Consider the following 18,070-nt stretch of genomic DNA (forward strand, 5'->3'; position numbering starts at 1 on the left):
TTATGAATAAATTAAAAGTTTTACTCGTTGTCAATTTCTTATTTATAGCATGTTCAAAAGTGGAGGTCATAGTTCCAGAAGATAGCAATCAAATAGAAATAACCGAGACAGGCACTGTTGATATATCCACGGATGCCGGGCAGGTAGGTTTTATTTTAGATGTAAGATCAATTAATTCCAAGGGTTATAAGCCAACCACTGCAACAATTTCTTTTCCTCAATACAACAAATTTAACCGTATTCTTGAGATTAATCAGGATTTGAATCTTGCAGCATTTAGAGTTAGTAATGACTCCTTAAGCCAGGAGGAAAAAAATGATTTTTCGGATGGAGTTACAATCCAAATTGAAATAAAAAATAGTGAGGGAGAGGTGCTGAGTTTATATGAGGGTAATTTAACAATTAATAGTAATAATGAAATTCTAGCTATTGATACAGATTTGGAATTTATTCCTGGTATGGTATATATAGACCCTAATACCAAATATATTATTGCATTTAAAACTCAATGGGGCACAATTAATACTCCAAGCACTGATGTTCTCACAAGAGACATTAACCCTTCCATGCTCGGTGCACCGATAAATGATAGCGGCTTTGCACTTACGGAATATCCCTATGAAGATAACGGTAAAGACATGAGATCTGTCCAATTATTTTATTTTCATCATGTGGCGGATAATAAATACAAAATTAGGTTACCCGCGATATGTATCGATTCCAATAATGAGATTGTTAATTGTCCAGAATTTCCGAACGCTTTGATTGATTATGTTCCTGAGGGTTACATTGGAGTAAATAGAAATAACGATACTTGTGATCAAAATATAGTTAAGGTAGAATCTCTTAATGAAGCAGCGATATTTGAACTAGTGCCAAAGGAGAATGGATGGATGAATATGTTTTTAATAAATGAAGATGCCAGCGATAACAGAGAATGTGGTTATTGGACAAATTGGGATAATACCTGGGTGTGGCAAGAAGATCCCAATGCCTTGGGATTTACCAATGCTAGTGATCTGCCCATAGCGGAAATTAGAATTATTCCAGATGAAATTGATTATGAGGTAATAGAATTTAACACTATTTACTATCAACCCATTATGGGGGCAACAGGTGTAGATTTTTCATTCAGATCTACAATAGTAAATTGTTCGGGAAGTACCATTGAGGAATCCGTAGGAAGGTCTGAAACTAAATCGAGAACAACCTCTGTAAGTACAACAGAATCTTTTCAATTGTTTTCATCAAGAGAGGCCGGATTAAGTGTAACCTTAGGTTTTGAAGCCGGCATTAAATCTAAAGTTGGTGAATCCAAAGTTAGCGGGTCCGTTACAGGTAGTTATACATATACTCAATCAACAACAACTTCAACTCAAAATACTATGCAAGAACAATTTACAGATGAAATTGAAGTATCTCGAGTTAGAACAGCTACTGTTTTGCCTTATTCTGGTGTGGAAATTTTTGATTATGTAGAAAGCAATGACAATGTGGTAGTTCCATTTGTTAAAAAGTTGAGGATATCAGGTAGCAATAGATCAAACGGTATAAAGTTATCAGGCACTGACTTGGTATCTGCAGTTGAGGGCAATTTGTTTGGAGGATTAATAACTAAAGTTGATGATTATTATATTGAAGTTTCAATAAGAGGGGAATCTTTGGTTAATTCGGTATTTGTAGCATTTTCTGGAGCAAATGAAATCAAAGATCCATGTTCTGAATGATTCAATTTTTCTACTTGATAAGGTTCTGATTCGTTATCAGAAAATACCCATGAGAATTATGTCAATTGGGAGTTCCAAATATCAGAACTAAATACTTCAATGTTCATGGTATAAGTCACAGGAAGTGGGAGAGAATAAGGTTTAACCTGATCGTTAAAAACCCAGAAGCTATATAACGAAATCTAATAATCACATCTAATACAGACGTAATCCTCGGCATGGCCAGTTGCTAGACATTCTGCTTCAGTTTCCTAACATTGAGATGCCGATGTGTGATTTACTGTCCAGGGTTTAGAAGAGGGACACCTTACTGGATAAAATCCCAATCCCAAGGATTATCACTACCATAAGTGCTACATAAAAAAATGGAAAGGGATAAGATGATCATTCGTACTAGAGTTTTCATCACTTTTTATTTACAATACAGATATTATTGACGAGGCATGAGGAGTATTATAGGAGTCATGTTGCATGCCTTTTGGTTAACTTACAACTAGAAACCATAGGCAGAATCATCAATTAGATAAACAGTTATTAAAACAACAAAAAAGCCCCCTATGACGATTAGAATCCACGCCCACCAAGGTATTCCGCCATTCTTCATCAATACCTCCTCCACTTCTTCTACAGTAATTGGGAACTTTACATCCTCTCCTGGATTGTCTTTTACACCGTAAAACTGCCCATCTTCATAAACAATGTATTTGTACTTGTAGGTGTCATCGTCAATGGTAACAATCTTGACTGCTTTTTCCTCCTGTGCCGCTTGTTGAAGGGTTACGGGCGTTTTATAAGTGGAACAACTTTGCAGGAGGATTAATCCTGCCATAAATAGTGCGACGGATTTGAGACTTTTTTTAGCTTTTTTCATCACCTCTGAATTTAAATAAAGGTATTGCTGAGGTGTGTGGTGAGCAATGATGCAGGTCAGGGCAAGGATATTGCAGATATGCTCAGGAATAATACACCACCTTCACTAAGTAAAAAGGGACCTTGCCCTAAACAACCTCATGGGCAGCTTTGATTTAATCCATGAAAATGGGGATGAGATCTACCTAAATTAACTCAAAGGAATCGGAACTCATAACATTAAACTCTCACTATATGAAACAAATGACCCTCATTCATTTCACCTAATGAGATTGCACTTCATAGGCTCTAAACAAAAAAATTAATATCGGTGAAACGTGCATTTTTACGGTGTCTGTTCGATGAAATACACCTTGTCGAAATAGTATTGAACTTTGTCTAAGATCATTGCCATAAAGTTCAATCCTTTGGAATTTAGCCCCAGATATAACCCACAAATCTGTTATTATGAAAGCAATTTTACTTCTAAAAAATATTTATGAAGAAGCCTTTAGAAATTTGGGGAATTTCCTGGTAAAGAACTTCTTCAAAGCTTTTGCCTGGTTTAGTTTTGGCATGTTCGCAGTTGTAGTATATGCCTTTGTGTTCAGGCTCATTACTGGTTTTCCATTTGATTAAACCATTTTAAATGAAAGTCATCAAAAACGTAAAGTTCGTTCATTACATAAAAGCAATTGGAGGGGCGATGATAATTTATATAATCCTCCTGTTTTCAGTGTTGATTTTTGGGATATAGCGGAGCTATTTATTTGCCATAATTTTATTTCTGCTCCGCAAAGACATTGCAGAATAGAGTGATTATTTTGTAATGTCTTTACTTATTTAAGACTACCCCGGCTGTAAGGCTGGGGTAGTGTTTTTATGGTGTGGTTGAGGTATATTTTATCCTGTTTCTTAATTGGTGCAAGTTTTCGGACGCCCCTTTTCTATATGTTGCGCAAATTTGGTTTGAAGAATTGGAGTAGAATTATACCCATCCTCATAACCTAACAAACAACCAAAACTCCCAGTTATGAAAATAATAGTTTGCTATGTATTATTAGCCCTAGGTACTTTCTGCAATCTGGATGAAGATTATGAATACGAAGAATGCTTAGTGGATTATTATATAAGAATTTCAGAAAATTGTGATTGTAATAATGATGCGTGTATAGTTGATTATTCTGTTTCCGAGGAAGAATATAAAAGGCTTAAAAACCAATCATCAGCATGCCCTTATGTACAAGTTGAGGTTTTAGATAGTCAGGAGAAAGTCGAAGGCTACTTTAGAGGTTACCGTAAGAAGGGCTGTTTTTGACTGTCCATGGTTTAATGGCTTTCGCGGAGGTGTTGTTTGCACAAAGGGCTGGTAAATAGGCGGCTTTTGCTTTTCGTCCTAAACCAGGAAAACCAATACGAATAAGGTGACCAGCAAAAGTCCAATTCCATTTATGACCCAGAAATTCTTTACTTTTTTCTGCAGCACAAGGTCTATTAACAATCCAAACAACCCCGTCAGGACAGATATTACCAATGCAACAAAACCGTACTCATATCTTTCTCCCTTAAAATAGGAAGTCCAATAAGTATAATTGTCAACCACAATTAGCAGGAATGAAGCGATATTTAAAATGGTGGGTCTATAGTGCATTCCATAATGAATTATCGTGAATATCTTTTTGGCTGGGGAATTTAAAAAGTCATATAAATTTAAGTTATAATGCCTTTGGAAAGATAATATTGCTAAAAGTTTGGCTTACCCCACAGATAACAAAAAAGCCAGTGGGTTACCACTGGCTTTTGCTTGCATCTGTACTCGAGGCGGAGAATTACCTCTCCCGATAGCTATCCGGATCAGTGAGTCCTGCTCGAACATTTTGAAAAAAGAAAAGCCAATCCGGTGGCCTGCTTTTTTGCTTTCCTGCCCTTCGCTCAAACAAGTTTGGCTCAGTCCAGCATGAACAAAAAAGTCAGCGCATTTGCGCTGACTTTTCTTCTTATCCGTACTCGAGGCGGGAAGTAGCTTCGCTGAGTCCCGCCCGAACATCTTGAACATGTAAAACCCCGCACATTGTACGGTATTTTTTTGTTTCCCAATCCTTCACTCAACTAAAGTTGGTTCGTCTTTGAAAACAAAAAAACCAGCGGGATTCCGCTGGTTTTACATGCATCCGTACTCGAGGCGGGACTTGAACCCGCACGGCCATAATGGCCATTGGATTTTAAGTCCAACGTGTCTACCAATTCCACCACTCGAGCATATACTCCTAAGCATTGGCTTCGGAGGCTGGTACAAAAAAACGCTGACAAGCAGCGTTTTTGTCGAGCGAAAAACGGGATTCGAACCCGCGACCTCCACCTTGGCAAGGTGGCGCTCTACCAACTGAGCTATTTTCGCAGATTTATTCTGAACGTACCTATCTATCAGATGGGGACGCAAATTTAATACAAATTCGCTAAATCCAAAGTACTTTTTTTCTAAAAAGCTAGTGGTTTATGAGCTGGCACGTTTGTTTTTGCTCAGCATCCTTTTGATCTCATTGAGCTTCATTAGTGCCTCAACCGGAGTGAGGGTGTTGATATCCAAATGAACCAGTTCTTCCTTGATTTGTTCCAGCAGGGGATCATCAAGGTTGAAGAAACTGAGCTGCATCTCATTTTGCACCGCATTCAGGTCTTCAGTGAGTTCCTCACTGGAATGAGACTGTTCCAGCCTTTTCAGGATCTTGTTGGCCTTGTGGATCACCTGCTGTGGCATCCCGGCCATTTTGGCTACATGTATCCCAAAGCTGTGCTCACTGCCCCCGGGTTCCAGCTTTCTCAGGAACAATACCTTGTCCTTGAGCTCCTTTACCGAAACGTTGTAATTCTTAATCCGCTCAAAAGTGGCAGACATCTCATTGAGTTCGTGATAATGGGTGGCAAATAATGTCTTCGCCCTGGCCGGATGTTCATGCAGGTACTCAGATATGGCCCAGGCAATAGAAATTCCATCGTAGGTGCTGGTGCCCCGCCCAATTTCATCCAGTAACACCAGGCTGCGCTCCGAAAGGTTGTTCAGGATGGTGGCTGTCTCATTCATCTCTACCATAAAGGTAGATTCACCCATGGAAATATTGTCACTGGCCCCAACACGGGTAAAGATCTTGTCCACAACCCCGATACGGGCCGAATCTGCAGGTACAAAACTGCCCATCTGGGCCAATAGCACAATCAGGGCGGTTTGCCTGAGCAGTGCCGATTTACCGCTCATGTTAGGTCCGGTGATCATGATGATTTGTTGCTCATCCCGATTGAGTATAACGTCATTTGGTACATAATCCTTCCCGGGAGGAAGCTGTTTCTCTATAACCGGATGCCTGCCATTCAGAATTTCGATCTCCGTAGAATCATCCATGACCGGTGCTACATAGCGATTTTCCTTTGCCAACTGCGCAAAGCCGCACAGGCAATCCAATTCTGCCACTGCCCTTGCGTTTTGCTGAACAGGGCTGATATATTCCCGCATCCAGACCACCAGCTGCCCAAAAAGTTGCTGCTCCAGCTCGAGGATGCGCTCCTGGGCTCCCAGGATTTTCACTTCATATTCCTTAAGCTCCTCTGTGATATACCGCTCGGCATTTACCAGGGTTTGCTTCCGGATCCATTCTTCCGGGACCTTGTCTTTATGGGTATTTCTTACTTCAATATAGTAGCCAAATACATTGTTCGAAGCGATTTTCAGGGATGGGATTCCCGTGCGTTCGCTTTCACGTTCCAGCATCTGGTCCAGATACGCTTTCCCCGAAGTCGCAAGGTTCCGGAGTTCGTCCAGCTCTTCAGAATAGCCCGGAGCAATGGTATCACCTTTCTGTATGTGAGTCCCGGCTTCTTCCATAAGCATCTCCTTGATCCGGTTTCCCAATGCTTCGCACGGTGATATGCCTTCGCTTAATTTTTTAAGGGCGGTGCAACTTGATTCTGATAATTGCTGACGGATGGGAATTATAGCCTCAAGAGAGTTTTTTAACTGAACGGTTTCCCTTGGGTTGATTTTGCCCGTAGCTACCTTGGAGATCAGGCGTTCCAGGTCTGCTATTTTTTTAATGTAGCCCTGTAGCTTGTCCAGCATAGCCTCATCCTGCACGAGGTGGGCCACAGCTTCATGCCTTTTTTTGATTTTGGCAATGTTCTTCAGCGGTAGGGCCAGCCATCTTTTGATCATACGGGAGCCCATGGAAGAAAGGGTTTTATCAATGACCTCCAGTAGCGTTACCGCCTGTTCATGTTGAGAGTGATATAGCTCCAGGTTGCGGATGGTGAAGCGGTCCATCCAGATGTATTCCTCTTCGGCAATCCGCTGTATCTTATTTATATGGCCAAGTTGTTTATGACGGGTTTCCGAAAGGTAATGCAGCACCGCTCCGGAAGCCAGGATGCCATTGTGAAGATGGTCTACCCCAAAGCCCTTAAGTGAGGTGGTTTTGAAATGGGTGTTCAGGGATTCATGGGCATAGTCTTCCTGGAAAACCCAGTCGTCCAGCAAAAACAAATGCCACTGCCTGCCAAAGGTTTCTGCAAAGCTGTTTTTTTCCTTTTTGGAGATCAGTATTTCAGATGGATTGAAATTCTGGAGCAACTTGTCGATCTGTTCTGTGTTCCCCTCGGCTGTCAGGAACTCCCCTGTGGAAATATCCAACAAAGCGATTCCGGTACTACGGGCACCAAAATGCACAGCACAAAGGAAGTTGTTTTTACGGGCCTGTAAGATATCGTCGTTTAAGGCCACACCCGGAGTAACCAGTTCCGTAACGCCCCTTTTTACTATGGTTTTGGTTTGTTTAGGATCTTCGAGTTGATCGCAAATGGCTACCCGCTGGCCTGCACGTACCAGTTTGGGTAGATAGGTGTTCAGGGCATGGTGCGGAAAACCGGCGAGTTCGGTTTTATCTCCTCCATTATTGCGATGGGTAAGGATAATATCCAGGATCCCCGCTGCTTTAACGGCATCTTCCCCGAAGGTCTCGTAAAAATCACCCACGCGAAATAAAAGCAGCGCATCAGGATACCGGGTCTTGATGCTGTTGTATTGCTGCATCAGCGGCGTTACCTTCTTTGTTTTTGCTTTCTTACCCAATGGTTTAATTTTATTATACTTTTGCCCGCAGGGGTAACCACTAAAGTACCATTTCTCTTCCGGAGCAAGAATATTTGTTGATATTTTCGGATAACTTAAGATACCCCTTCAGATTGAAATACTCATGCAAAGGAGAAAGCTGCTCAATAACGAGTTGGAACGCCTGGATATAGACCAGTTTAAAGCCATTGATAAGACCCCTGTAGTACTTGTTTTGGACAATGTGCGCAGCCTGAATAACATCGGTTCGGTTTTCCGCACTGCTGATGCTTTTCTGATCAAAAAAATATACCTCTGTGGCATTACGGCCACACCGCCCCACAAAGACATACACAAAACTGCATTAGGGGCAACTGAGAGCGTAGACTGGGAGTATCGCAAGGATACCTTAACCCTTATCGAAGAGCTCAAAGCCCATTACCACTGCCTGGCTATAGAACAAACCGAAAACGCCATGCAACTCCAGGATTTTCAACCTGAATCCGGTGTGCACTATGCCCTGGTACTGGGAAATGAAGTAAAGGGTGTGGGTCAGGAGGTGGTGGATAGCTGCCACGGGTGTATTGAGATCCCCCAATTTGGAACCAAACACTCCCTTAATATCTCCGTAAGTGCAGGGGTTGTTGCCTGGGATTTCTGGTCAAAAATAAACCGGAAATAAGGAACAAAAAAACCCCGGCAATTGCTTGCCAGGGCACTCGATATATAGTTTGAGCTAGTTAGTTCCTTACAAAACGGACATGCAAGTAAAGAAATGTAATCTAGCTTTGCAAATAATTCCCTGAATAATTGATAAGATGCACAGACCACCGGATGACCTCCCAAAACGGGTTATTTGGTCATCATATGTTCCATCACGGTGTCAAGGATGCGTTCGTAATCTGTTCGTCGATCTACAAAATCAAGATTGGTGACATCCACAACCAGTCGATTGCCTTCCGGAATGGTTTTCAGGAACTCCACATAGCCTTTGTTGATTTGTTCCAGGTATTGAGGTGCAATCTGCTGCTCGTAATCCCTGCCTCTTTTCTTTATATTCTCCAGGAGCCGTTTGGTATCCTGGTGGAGGTATATGTAAAGGTCGGGCTTTTTTACCTCCTTGTACATATACGTGAACAGTTTCCGGTATAAGGCATATTCCTCAGGCCCCAGGGTAACTTTGGCAAAGATGAGCGACTTATAAATGTCATAATCACTAACCATGAATTTCTTGAACAGGTCAAACTGCCGCGTGTCATCCGTGTATTGCTGATAGCGATCTGCTAGGAAAGACATTTCCAGCGGGAAAGCATATCGTGCCTGGTCTTTGTAAAATTTAGGCAGGAAGGGGTTGTCTGCAAAGCGTTCCAGTACCAGTTTGGCGTTGAATTCTTCCGATACTTTTTTGGCCAATGTGGTTTTGCCCACCCCAATATTTCCCTCTATGGCCAGCAGGTGGAGCTGGGAGAAGAACTCTTCCCGGTTAGGGTAAAGCATGTGGCTGGTTTTCACTATGGTGCTGTTGTCCTTGCACTCCTGAAGCAAATTGCGGGTGTCTTTATTGAGTATGGGGTGATAGAACTGAGGTGCAATATCTGCAAGGGGTTTGAGTACAAACCAACGCTTTTCCATATGCGGATGCGGCACAATCAGATTATCAGTCGCAATCACTTGTTCGCCGTAGTAAACAATGTCTATATCAAGGGTGCGGGACACATAGCCGGATTCCTGCCCGCGAAATCTACCTGCCTCTTTTTCTATCATGAGGAGGGTTTTCAGTACTTCTTCCGGACTCTTGCTTGTTTCAAGTGCTAAACAGGCATTTAAAAAAGGGGCACCATCAAAACCCCAGGCCGGTGTTTCGTAAACTGCAGATAAATGAGAAACCATACCCAGGGTATCCCCAAGCATAATCACGGCCTTTTGCAGTTGATACAGCCTGTTTCCCAGGTTGCTCCCCAAAGACAGATATACGGTAAAGGTATCCTTCATATCAAAGGGGCAAATTAAAGAAAAGAATCGTACATTTTGGATTGAATAAGGGATAAGCGGGGGAAGGTTAAGAAAATCCTTAAATGACATCAGATGCCAGGCGCATTCCCTATCTTTGGACGATTTACAACAAGGGCCTTGTGTTTATCCCGGTAATTTTCCGGGCAAATTGGGGCCTCTATTAGTAAAATGGAATGAAATTTTTAAGAAACTTGCTGGCTTCCATCATCGGGAGCATTGTGGCCTTTGGCATCGTTTTTTTTATGTTCCTGATCTTCATTAGCCTGGCTGGTGCAGATCAGGCCGTAGTGGTAAAAAAGAATTCTGTGCTCGAGCTAAGGTTACCCCTCCCAATCAAGGACTACACCGGGACAGATGAGGCAGATCCCTTTGCCGGATTATTTGTGAAGAATCAGGGACTCGATGAGATACTGCATGCCATCCGCGTAGCGCAGACAGACGATAAAATTTCCGGTATCAGCATCAACAGCAATTTTTTGCTGGCAGGCACCTCCCAGGCGCAGGCCATTCGCCGGGCACTTTCAGAATTTAAAAACAGCGGCAAATTTGTTTATGCCTATGGCGACATCTACCTGCAAAAGGATTACTACCTGGCTTCAGTGGCAGATAGTGTTTTTATCAACCCTGTGGGAAGCATGGATTTCAAGGGGCTCTCGGCCGAGGTGCTTTACCTGAAAAGGCTTCAGGAGAAGACCGGGGTAAAAATGGAGGTTATTCGTTTAGGAAAATACAAGAGTGCAGTAGAACCCTTCCTGGACAATGAAATGAGTGATGAAAACCGGGAGCAAATCTCAGAACTCATAAGCGGTGTCTGGGAGTCCATGTTGTCAGAAATATCCGAATCCCGCGGGATCTCAACCGAAGGGCTCAATCAGATTGCAGATACCCTGGGGGCAAGAACCCCGGAATATGCGCTGGCTTCTGGCTTAATAGACGGAATCCTGTTCCAGGATGAATACCACAAGCTTATCAAAAATGAGCTAGGAGTGCCTGATGATACCAATTACAATTCCATAAGTCTCTTGGATTACGCGCAGGTTGCTAATTCTAAGCGCCTTTACAAAGGCAGGGACCGTATGGCGGTAATCTTCGCAGAAGGAGAAATTCTGTATGGTGAAGGCAGCCCTGATTTTATTGGGCAGGGAGCCATGACCAGGGCATTAAGAAAGGCCCGTGAAGACGACAGGGTCAAAGCGGTGGTGCTGCGTGTAAATTCTCCGGGTGGTAACGCACTAACCTCAGACATTATTTGGCGTGAAGTGATCCTTACACGAGAGATAAAACCGGTTGTGGTATCCTTTGGTGATGTAGCCGCGTCGGGCGGATATTACATCGCTGCAGGAGCGGATAAGATTTTTGCAGAATCAACTTCGATTACCGGTTCCATTGGAGTTTTCGGGACCATACCAAACATTAGTGGACTGGCTGATAATATTGGCGTTAATGCAGAACAGGTAGGTACCAACCAGAACTCGGTGGATTATTCTTTTTTCGAGCCTATGTCTGACAGCTTCAGGGCTTATTTGAAAGAAGGAATAGCCAGTACTTATCAAACCTTCCTGGAGCGTGTGGCCAGTGGACGAAACATGACAGTAGAGGAAGTTGAGAAAGTTGCACAGGGTCGGGTTTGGACTGGGGTTGCAGCACAAAGGCTTGGCCTGGTAGATGAAATTGGTGGATTGGAAGACGCTATTGCCGAAGCGGCGCGTTTAGCAGACCTGGAGAGCTTCAGTATTCGGAAATTACCGCGGTATAAATCCGATTTTGAACGATTTATGGAGGATATTGGTAGTGCCAGCACCGAGATCAGGGAAGCCACCCTGGAAAATGAACTGGGAACTGAGGCATATGGAATAGTGAAAGAGATCCGGGCTGCATTGAACCAAAAAGGCATACAGGCCCGAATGCCGTTCACCATCAATGTCCGATAGTACAATGACCCTTAAAGACAAGAAACAGGCCTTTCGTATTTACCTGTACCTCGGGGCTTTGTTCATAACTTCCCTGGTTGTCTCTAACCTGATTTTCCAGAAGTTCTTTTACTGGAAGCCCTTCGGCGATGTAACCGTTTTCGACGCTCCCTTATTTGAAATATCCGTTGGAGTGCTTCCGTATCCCATCACATTTCTGATCACGGATCTGATTTCCGAGGTTTATGGTAAGAAAAAGGCAAACCAGGTGGTAACAGCAGGGATTTTTGCCTCCTTCTTCTCTATGGGGATAGTGCTGCTGGCGGATTTGGCCCCGGCCATACCTTCGTCCCCGGTAAACGACGAGCTCTTCAATAAGGTATTTGCCCTGTCGCCCATAGCCGTACTGGCTTCTATGATAGCCTATCTGTGCGCCCAGTATGTGGATATCGCTATTTACCATTTCTGGAAAAGGCTAACCAAAGGGAAAATGCTCTGGTTACGAAATAACTTTTCCACCTTTTCCTCACAGATAATAGACACCTTTACGGTTGTGGGATTGCTTTGTGTTTTTGGGGTAATCCCGTGGAATATGTTTTACGGGCTGGTGATAAGCGGTGTTATATTCAAGATCTTCATTGCCTTTCTGGACACCCCTTTGCTCTACTTTTTTGTCTTCCTGCTTAGGAGTAGGTTTAAATTGAAGATAGGGGAGGAAATAGACCTGGAAAAGTAAAATATTTACTAACTTTTTCTGTTTGTATTGCATAGGCTAAATGTGCACGTATGAAAAAAAAACTCCTAATAATCCTGACCGCTATAGCGGTTGTATTTTTTGCTGCCCTAATTATCCTGCCCCTTTTTTTTGAAGCTAAAATAGGTGCGTTAATCAAAGATAATGTCAATGCTCAGATCGAAGGGCAATTCGATTTTGACCAGGCCAGTCTTTCCCTTATAGCCAGCTTCCCAAAAGCCGAACTCACTTTAAAGGGCTCACGCCTGATCACGCCTGAGCCATTTCAGGGCGATACCCTTTTCTATTCGGGATCTCTCAACTTAAAAATGGGATTGAAGGAACTGTTCCGGGGAGAAGGAGACCCGGTAAATATTGAAAATATCAGCATCGACGGCGCAAAGATGAACCTCAAGGTAAATGCGGATAACACAGTGAATTACGACCTTATCAGTGAGGCCTCTGAGGAGAATAAGGGTGCTGGAGACGACACTGGCTTTACTTTTTCCCTGAAGTCCTATGCCATCACGGATTCAGAAATTTCGTATGAAAGCAGCCCTTCTGAAATTGATCTGAAGATTTACGTAGAAAAACATGAGGGCTCCGGTGATTTATCCCTTAATAACAGTAAACTGCAAACCCAAACCAACGGGTCAATTTCGTTGCAACTGGACAGCATAGCCTACCTCAAGAATACTCCTTTTGAACTCATGGCGCTGATAGGAATGGATATGGAGCAAAACCGCTATCAGTTCCTGCAGAACCAGGCGTTGCTTAACGAACTCCCCCTGGTATTCGAAGGAGAAGTACAGGTTAAGGAAGACCATCAGGTAGTTGATATTCAATTCGATGCCCCTGCTGCCGACTTTAAAGACTTTCTGGCCCTGATGCCGGAAGCATATGTCAAGGATTTGAGTAATGTGGATGCTTCGGGCGTGCTGAAGGTTTCCGGATTTATAAAGGGGATTTCATCCGATGATAAGATTCCTGGATTTGACATCAGTATAAAAACGAAAGATGCATCGGTTAAATACAGAGATTTACCGCGTCCGATCGATCAAATTTCGCTAGATCTGGAATTGCTCAATAATACGGGTACTTTGGGTGGGACCCAGTTAGAGGTCAGACAGTCTGCCTTCGCTGTTGGTCAGGATCGGTTTCATCTGAAAGCGACCATAAAGAATATCCTGGGTGATAAAAAGGTAGACTTGCAGGCCCAGACGAAGATAAACCTCGGACAGCTGGGTGAAGCCTATCCCTTGCCTGAGAAGATGGATTTGAGAGGTAATCTGGATGCCGATATTCGCGCTGCTTTTAGCGTTAAGGACCTGGAAGCCAACAGGTATTCGGCAATCCGGATGGATGGTTTCATAAACCTTATGAATTTCATATACCGGAGTGAGGCATTGCAGTCACCACTTAAGCTCAACAGTCTCAAAGCCCAGTTGGTGAACGACCAAGCCACTATCCAGCAGGGTAATGGTACAGTTGGCCAGAGTGATTTCCAGTTAAAGGGATCACTGCAACATTTGCTGGGGTATGCCCTTGGAAAACAAAACCTGGAAGGACGCCTTGATTTGCGGTCCAATACATTTTTAGTGGCCGATTTTGTTGGTTCTGATGATCCTGATAATAAGGAGGTTTCCCAGGATACTACATCATTAAAAATACCAACGGATTTGGATCTCCGGCTGAATACGGTAGCTGGTAAGATTGTATATGATGACCTCGAGCTGAGCGATTTCAAAGGTAAAATAAGGATCAATAAAGGAACAATTGATTTCCAGGAAGTTACCACCGGATTTTTTGACGGTAAACTGGCGCTTCAAGGCTCCTTAAATACCCTTGCGGATAAACCCGAATTTGCCCTGGCTCTCGATATGCAAAGCCTTCAAATCGAAAAAGCATTTCAAAGTATGGAACTCTTGCAGGCGCTGGCTCCCATTGCAGGAGCGTTGAAGGGAAAGTTTTCTTCACAGGTGGAACTGGCCGGAACACTAAACAACGATTACCGTCCCGAACTGCCAACCTTGACGGGGGCTGTACTGGCGGAAATACTTGCCGCGGATGTACAAACAGACCGGCTGCCTGTTTTAACGGAATTGAATTCCTCCTTCGACTTTTTTGATACCAGCAAGTTAGACCTCAGGGGATTGAAGACTGCCCTGGCTTTTGAAAAGGGAAAAGTGAGGGTAAAGCCTTTCAATTTAAAATATGACGATATTTTAGTCAGGGTTGATGGGGGCCACGGTTTTGATCGTTCCCTGGATTATCAGCTCACGCTGGATGTTCCGGCCAGATACCTGGGAAAAGAAGTTCAGGGGATGGTAGCTTCTATCGGGGAGGAAGAACTTAAAGACCTGTCTATTCCCGTAAAGATTGGATTATCGGGTACGCATAGTTCACCAAAAGTTAGTTCAGATTTAAGCAGTGGCGTAAAATCCCTGACCAGTCAGCTAGTGGAGTTGCAAAAGCAGAAGCTGATCAGTAAAGGAAGCGATAAAGCTCAATCCCTGCTGGGCGGACTGCTGGGCAATAAATCAGATTCCGCCAAAGTAGGGCAGGAAGATAATACCTTGGGAAGCGTACTTAAAGGTTTGGCAGGCAAGCCAAAAGACAGCCTGGTTAATGATTCCGTTAAGCAAAATAGCCCCATTGAAGAAAAGGCAACAGGGATTTTGAAGGGCCTTTTAAAAGGCAAGAAAAAGGATACTACAAAAACTGGCGGCAACTAGCCTAACTGATGCCCAGGGATACATAGTACCCCTCATTACTCCTAACATTGAATACGGTGCTGTCTTCGAAGATCAAATACTGCCCTTTGATGCCTTTTAGTTTGCCCTTGTATGATGGTGTTTTGCTCAGGTTCAGGCTTTTCACCTTTTCCGGGTATTGCAGAACAGGAAAGTCCATATGGATTTCACCTCCTTTATCCAGAAAGTATTCCATAGTCTCAGCTGGCACATAAGGTTTAAGCCTGTCCCGCCATGCGAGCAGGTCCTCATCATCCACCTCATTGGTAAGCATCTTTCTCCAGTTAGTTTTATCGGATACGTGTTCCTTCAGGGCCACCTCAGTAATGCCAGCAAGGTAGCGGTTCGGGACTTCTGCTATCAGTATGGCTTCGTGGGCACCCTGGTCTATCCACCGCGTAGGTACCTGGGATTTTCGGGTTACGCCAACCTTTACGGAACTGGAGTTGGCCAGATAAACCACATGCGGCTGTAATTGTACCTTTTTTTCATATTCAAGGTCCCGGTCTTCCTTATCCAGATGGGCTTTGCTCAGTTCGGGCCTCATGATCCAGTCGCCTGCAAGAGGCGTCTCAAAAAAGCAATTCCTACAAAATCCCTGCCTGAAAATGGGAAGGTCTTCCCCGCATCTTAAGCATTGGTATTTAATGAAATCGATCTGAAGTTCCTTATCCAGAACCTGATTTACGTTCAGGAAATCGTTATCAAACAACATATAGTATTGAATGGGCCGGCCCATTTCACTTTCCATTTTCTTAAGAACACCCTGATACTGCATGTGTATAATGAAGCTTTAAATCGATTTGAATTTAGTATCTTTTCCGTCTACTTTTGACGACCTAAAGATATTCAAAAATGCCGATCCCGCTGTTCAATTCCATTGCCTCCTGGCTTTTGAAAAAGCGCTATCACCAGATTGAACTTTTCCTGAAATACCCGGCAGAAGTTCAGCAGGAGGTATTGCAGCAGCTCTTGAACCTGGCCGAGGATACGGAAATCGGGCAGCGTTACGAATTTGAGACCATAACAGACTATGAGACGTATAAGAATAGAGTCCCTATAGTTACCTATGAGGAAATAGAGCCCCTGATAGAGCGCACGAGAAAAGGCGAACAAAACCTGTTCTGGCCCACTTCCATTAAATGGTTTGCAAAAAGCAGTGGTACCACCAATGCCAAAAGCAAGTTCATTCCCGTTAGCACGGAAGCCCTTGAAGATTGCCATTATAAATCCAGTAAGGACCTTCTGTGCCTCTACCTGAATAATAATGAGAATTCCCAACTCTTTACCGGCAAAAGCCTAAGGCTGGGCGGGAGTAAAGAACTGTATGAAGACAACGGCACTTTTTTCGGAGACCTCTCTGCCATCCTCATAGATAATATGCCGTTCTGGGCAGAGATGAGCAGTACGCCCAGCAACAGGGTTTCGCTCATGAGTGAGTGGGAGAGCAAGATGTTTGCCATCATTGAAGAGAGTATACAGGAAAATGTGACCAGTCTGGCCGGGGTACCTTCCTGGATGTTGGTTTTATTAAACCGGGTTCTGGAACAAACGGGCAAAAACCATCTTTTTGAAGTCTGGGAAAATCTGGAGGTATATTTTCACGGGGGAGTAAGTTTTAACCCCTACAGGGAGCAGTATGCCAAACTCCTGCCGAGAAAGCGCTTCCGGTATTACGAGATCTACAACGCATCTGAAGGGTTTTTTGCTATTCAGGACCGCAATGACGAACAGGATCTGTTGCTGATGCTGGACTATGGTATTTTCTATGAGTTTATCCCCATGGACGTATTTGGCACCCCAACCCAAAGAACAGTTCCCTTATGGGAGGTTGACCTAAACACCAACTATGCCATGGTCATCACTACAAATGCAGGACTCTGGCGATATCAGATAGGGGACACGGTAAGGTTTACCTCCCTGAATCCCTACCGTATCAAGGTTACCGGGCGCACCAAGCATCATATCAATGTGTTCGGGGAGGAGCTAATCATAGAGAACGCGGAGGAGGCCCTTAAGCGCTCTTGCCTTCAGACCGGGGCGGAAATCAAAGACTATACGGTAGCTCCTGTATTCATGAAAGGAAAGGCCAAGGGAGCGCATGAATGGCTGATAGAGTTCCGAAATGCCCCGGAGAAATTAGAAGGATTCAGAGATGCCCTGGACCATGCTCTCCAATCCCTTAACTCGGATTATGAGGCCAAGCGTTACAACAACATGACCCTTAATGAACCCAAAATACAGGTAGCCCGGGATAATTTATTTTACGACTGGCTCAAGGCCAAGGGCAAACTTGGCGGCCAGCACAAGATCCCGAGATTGTCCAATGACAGGGCTTATATCGATGAATTGCTTCAGATGAACCAATAAATATGGAATAGTCCTTATATCTTATGAAATTCAGCCTTCCAAATCCATAACTACCTGATCATGAGCAAAAGACTTGTTATACTTTCCGATATCTGGGGCTGCAAAAAGGGCCTCTGGATTACTTCCTACCTGGGCTATCTGCAGTCTTATTTTGATATTACCTTTTATGATTGCAGGGAACTGGGTTATGTGGATACCCGTACAAATTCGGCAGATGATCTTCATAACGCCTTTATGGACGGTGGAATGGAGAGGGCAGTCAAACAATTGCTCGAAAAAGAAAAGGAACCTGCTCACTATCTAACATTCTGTGCCGGTTCTACCATTGCCTGGAAGGCGGCATTGCAGGGTTTGCCAATAAAGTGCCTCTATGCCATTTCACCATTTAATCTACCTGGCTCTTTAGAAAAACCGGATATTCCTGTAAACCTGCTTTATGGAGAATATCAAAAACTAACTCCTGATGAACAAAGGTCTCCTGAAAAAGGTCTTACTATAGAAAGCATTCCAAGATTCGGGCACGAGTTGTATACGGATGAGAAGATCATTCAAAAGGTATGCCTGGATCTTCTGGAGAACCACTTCAATATTCATTTCAAGGCAGTGAGTTAAACTAACCG

General features: G+C 43.6%; 14 protein-coding genes and 2 tRNA genes. 9 read left to right on the forward strand and 7 right to left on the reverse strand.

Annotation, left to right across the window (positions count from 1 at the left end; genetic code table 11):
- Positions 1–2 precede the first annotated feature (2 nt).
- Positions 3–1,727: a hypothetical protein gene (locus OO016_RS05635; protein ID WP_266011518.1), complete on the forward strand. Its 1,725-nt coding sequence runs from the start codon at positions 3–5 to the stop codon at positions 1,725–1,727.
- Positions 1,728–2,220: 493 nt separating this feature from the next.
- On the opposite strand, the gene OO016_RS05640 is transcribed toward OO016_RS05635, so the two are convergent.
- A complete protein-coding gene (locus OO016_RS05640; RefSeq protein WP_266011519.1) occupies positions 2,221–2,598 on the reverse strand; it encodes a hypothetical protein in 378 nt (125 codons plus the stop codon).
- A gap of 446 nt (positions 2,599–3,044) precedes the next feature.
- Between OO016_RS05640 and OO016_RS05645 the strand changes: the two genes are divergently transcribed.
- On the forward strand, positions 3,045–3,215 hold the full coding sequence (locus OO016_RS05645; protein WP_266011520.1) for a DUF6747 family protein: 171 nt from the start codon (positions 3,045–3,047) through the stop codon (positions 3,213–3,215).
- Positions 3,216–3,609: 394 nt separating this feature from the next.
- Positions 3,610–3,894, forward strand: coding sequence for a hypothetical protein (locus tag OO016_RS05650; protein ID WP_266011521.1), 285 nt, complete (start codon positions 3,610–3,612; stop codon positions 3,892–3,894).
- A 78-nt stretch (positions 3,895–3,972) separates the two neighbouring features.
- Here the strand turns inward: OO016_RS05650 and OO016_RS05655 are convergent, their stop codons facing one another.
- The 4 genes from OO016_RS05655 to mutS all read right to left on the reverse strand — a co-directional run bounded on the left by OO016_RS05655 (position 3,973) and on the right by mutS (position 7,653).
- Entirely contained in the window at positions 3,973–4,227 is a 255-nt protein-coding gene (locus tag OO016_RS05655; RefSeq protein WP_266011522.1) for a hypothetical protein, read from the reverse strand.
- A gap of 523 nt (positions 4,228–4,750) precedes the next feature.
- A tRNA-Leu gene (locus OO016_RS05660) sits at positions 4,751–4,835 on the reverse strand.
- 66 nt (positions 4,836–4,901) lie between these two features.
- Positions 4,902–4,974, reverse strand: a tRNA-Gly gene (locus OO016_RS05665).
- 96 nt (positions 4,975–5,070) lie between these two features.
- Complete coding sequence (gene mutS, locus OO016_RS05670; RefSeq protein WP_266011968.1) at positions 5,071–7,653, reverse strand: DNA mismatch repair protein MutS; 2,583 nt, start codon at positions 7,651–7,653, stop codon at positions 5,071–5,073.
- Positions 7,654–7,816: 163 nt separating this feature from the next.
- On the opposite strand from mutS, the gene OO016_RS05675 reads away from it, so the two are divergent.
- Complete coding sequence (locus tag OO016_RS05675; RefSeq protein ID WP_266011523.1) at positions 7,817–8,353, forward strand: RNA methyltransferase; 537 nt, start codon at positions 7,817–7,819, stop codon at positions 8,351–8,353.
- Between the two features lie 170 nt (positions 8,354–8,523).
- Here the strand turns inward: OO016_RS05675 and folK are convergent, their stop codons facing one another.
- On the reverse strand, positions 8,524–9,663 hold the full coding sequence (gene folK / locus OO016_RS05680) for a 2-amino-4-hydroxy-6-hydroxymethyldihydropteridine diphosphokinase (protein ID WP_266011524.1): 1,140 nt from the start codon (positions 9,661–9,663) through the stop codon (positions 8,524–8,526).
- Between the two features lie 194 nt (positions 9,664–9,857).
- On the opposite strand from folK, the gene sppA reads away from it, so the two are divergent.
- From sppA to OO016_RS05695, 3 genes are read left to right on the forward strand one after another with little or no spacing between them, the layout of a single operon-like run.
- Positions 9,858–11,615, forward strand: coding sequence for a signal peptide peptidase SppA (gene sppA / locus OO016_RS05685; protein WP_266011525.1), 1,758 nt, complete (start codon positions 9,858–9,860; stop codon positions 11,613–11,615).
- Positions 11,616–11,619: 4 nt separating this feature from the next.
- Entirely contained in the window at positions 11,620–12,330 is a 711-nt protein-coding gene (locus OO016_RS05690; RefSeq protein WP_266011969.1) for a queuosine precursor transporter, read from the forward strand.
- Between the two features lie 50 nt (positions 12,331–12,380).
- On the forward strand, positions 12,381–15,062 hold the full coding sequence (locus OO016_RS05695) for an AsmA-like C-terminal region-containing protein (protein ID WP_266011526.1): 2,682 nt from the start codon (positions 12,381–12,383) through the stop codon (positions 15,060–15,062).
- A 1-nt stretch (position 15,063) separates the two neighbouring features.
- Here OO016_RS05695 and OO016_RS05700 read toward each other — a convergent pair whose 3' ends face one another.
- Positions 15,064–15,858, reverse strand: a complete 795-nt coding sequence (locus tag OO016_RS05700) for a DUF2797 domain-containing protein (protein WP_266011527.1) — start codon at positions 15,856–15,858, stop codon at positions 15,064–15,066.
- Between the two features lie 77 nt (positions 15,859–15,935).
- On the opposite strand from OO016_RS05700, the gene OO016_RS05705 reads away from it, so the two are divergent.
- Together OO016_RS05705 and OO016_RS05710 are read left to right on the forward strand one after the other, a co-directional pair.
- Positions 15,936–17,450: a GH3 auxin-responsive promoter family protein gene (locus OO016_RS05705; protein WP_266011528.1), complete on the forward strand. Its 1,515-nt coding sequence runs from the start codon at positions 15,936–15,938 to the stop codon at positions 17,448–17,450.
- Between the two features lie 60 nt (positions 17,451–17,510).
- The gene (locus OO016_RS05710) at positions 17,511–18,062 is read left to right on the forward strand and encodes a hypothetical protein (RefSeq protein WP_266011529.1); all 552 of its coding nucleotides are present in this window, start codon (positions 17,511–17,513) and stop codon (positions 18,060–18,062) included.
- The last annotated feature ends 8 nt before the right edge of the window (positions 18,063–18,070 follow it).

Origin of the sequence: Lentiprolixibacter aurantiacus, from assembly GCF_026241225.1 — a bacterium.
Lineage (GTDB): Bacteria > Bacteroidota > Bacteroidia > Flavobacteriales > Flavobacteriaceae > Lentiprolixibacter > Lentiprolixibacter aurantiacus.

Excerpts from the sequence above, each read along its gene's own strand:
- OO016_RS05635 (WP_266011518.1), top strand. The coding sequence starts at position 3 with ATGAATAAATTAAAAGTTTTACTCGTTGTCAATTTCTTATTTATAGCA.
- OO016_RS05640 (WP_266011519.1), bottom strand. The coding sequence starts at position 2,598 with ATGAAAAAAGCTAAAAAAAGTCTCAAATCCGTCGCACTATTTATGGCA.
- OO016_RS05645 (WP_266011520.1), top strand. The coding sequence starts at position 3,045 with ATGAAAGCAATTTTACTTCTAAAAAATATTTATGAAGAAGCCTTTAGA.
- OO016_RS05650 (WP_266011521.1), top strand. The coding sequence starts at position 3,610 with ATGAAAATAATAGTTTGCTATGTATTATTAGCCCTAGGTACTTTCTGC.
- OO016_RS05655 (WP_266011522.1), bottom strand. The coding sequence starts at position 4,227 with ATGCACTATAGACCCACCATTTTAAATATCGCTTCATTCCTGCTAATT.
- mutS (WP_266011968.1), bottom strand. The coding sequence starts at position 7,653 with ATGCAGCAATACAACAGCATCAAGACCCGGTATCCTGATGCGCTGCTT.
- OO016_RS05675 (WP_266011523.1), top strand. The coding sequence starts at position 7,817 with ATGCAAAGGAGAAAGCTGCTCAATAACGAGTTGGAACGCCTGGATATA.
- folK (WP_266011524.1), bottom strand. The coding sequence starts at position 9,663 with ATGAAGGATACCTTTACCGTATATCTGTCTTTGGGGAGCAACCTGGGA.
- sppA (WP_266011525.1), top strand. The coding sequence starts at position 9,858 with ATGAAATTTTTAAGAAACTTGCTGGCTTCCATCATCGGGAGCATTGTG.
- OO016_RS05690 (WP_266011969.1), top strand. The coding sequence starts at position 11,620 with ATGACCCTTAAAGACAAGAAACAGGCCTTTCGTATTTACCTGTACCTC.
- OO016_RS05695 (WP_266011526.1), top strand. The coding sequence starts at position 12,381 with ATGAAAAAAAAACTCCTAATAATCCTGACCGCTATAGCGGTTGTATTT.
- OO016_RS05700 (WP_266011527.1), bottom strand. The coding sequence starts at position 15,858 with ATGCAGTATCAGGGTGTTCTTAAGAAAATGGAAAGTGAAATGGGCCGG.
- OO016_RS05705 (WP_266011528.1), top strand. The coding sequence starts at position 15,936 with ATGCCGATCCCGCTGTTCAATTCCATTGCCTCCTGGCTTTTGAAAAAG.
- OO016_RS05710 (WP_266011529.1), top strand. The coding sequence starts at position 17,511 with ATGAGCAAAAGACTTGTTATACTTTCCGATATCTGGGGCTGCAAAAAG.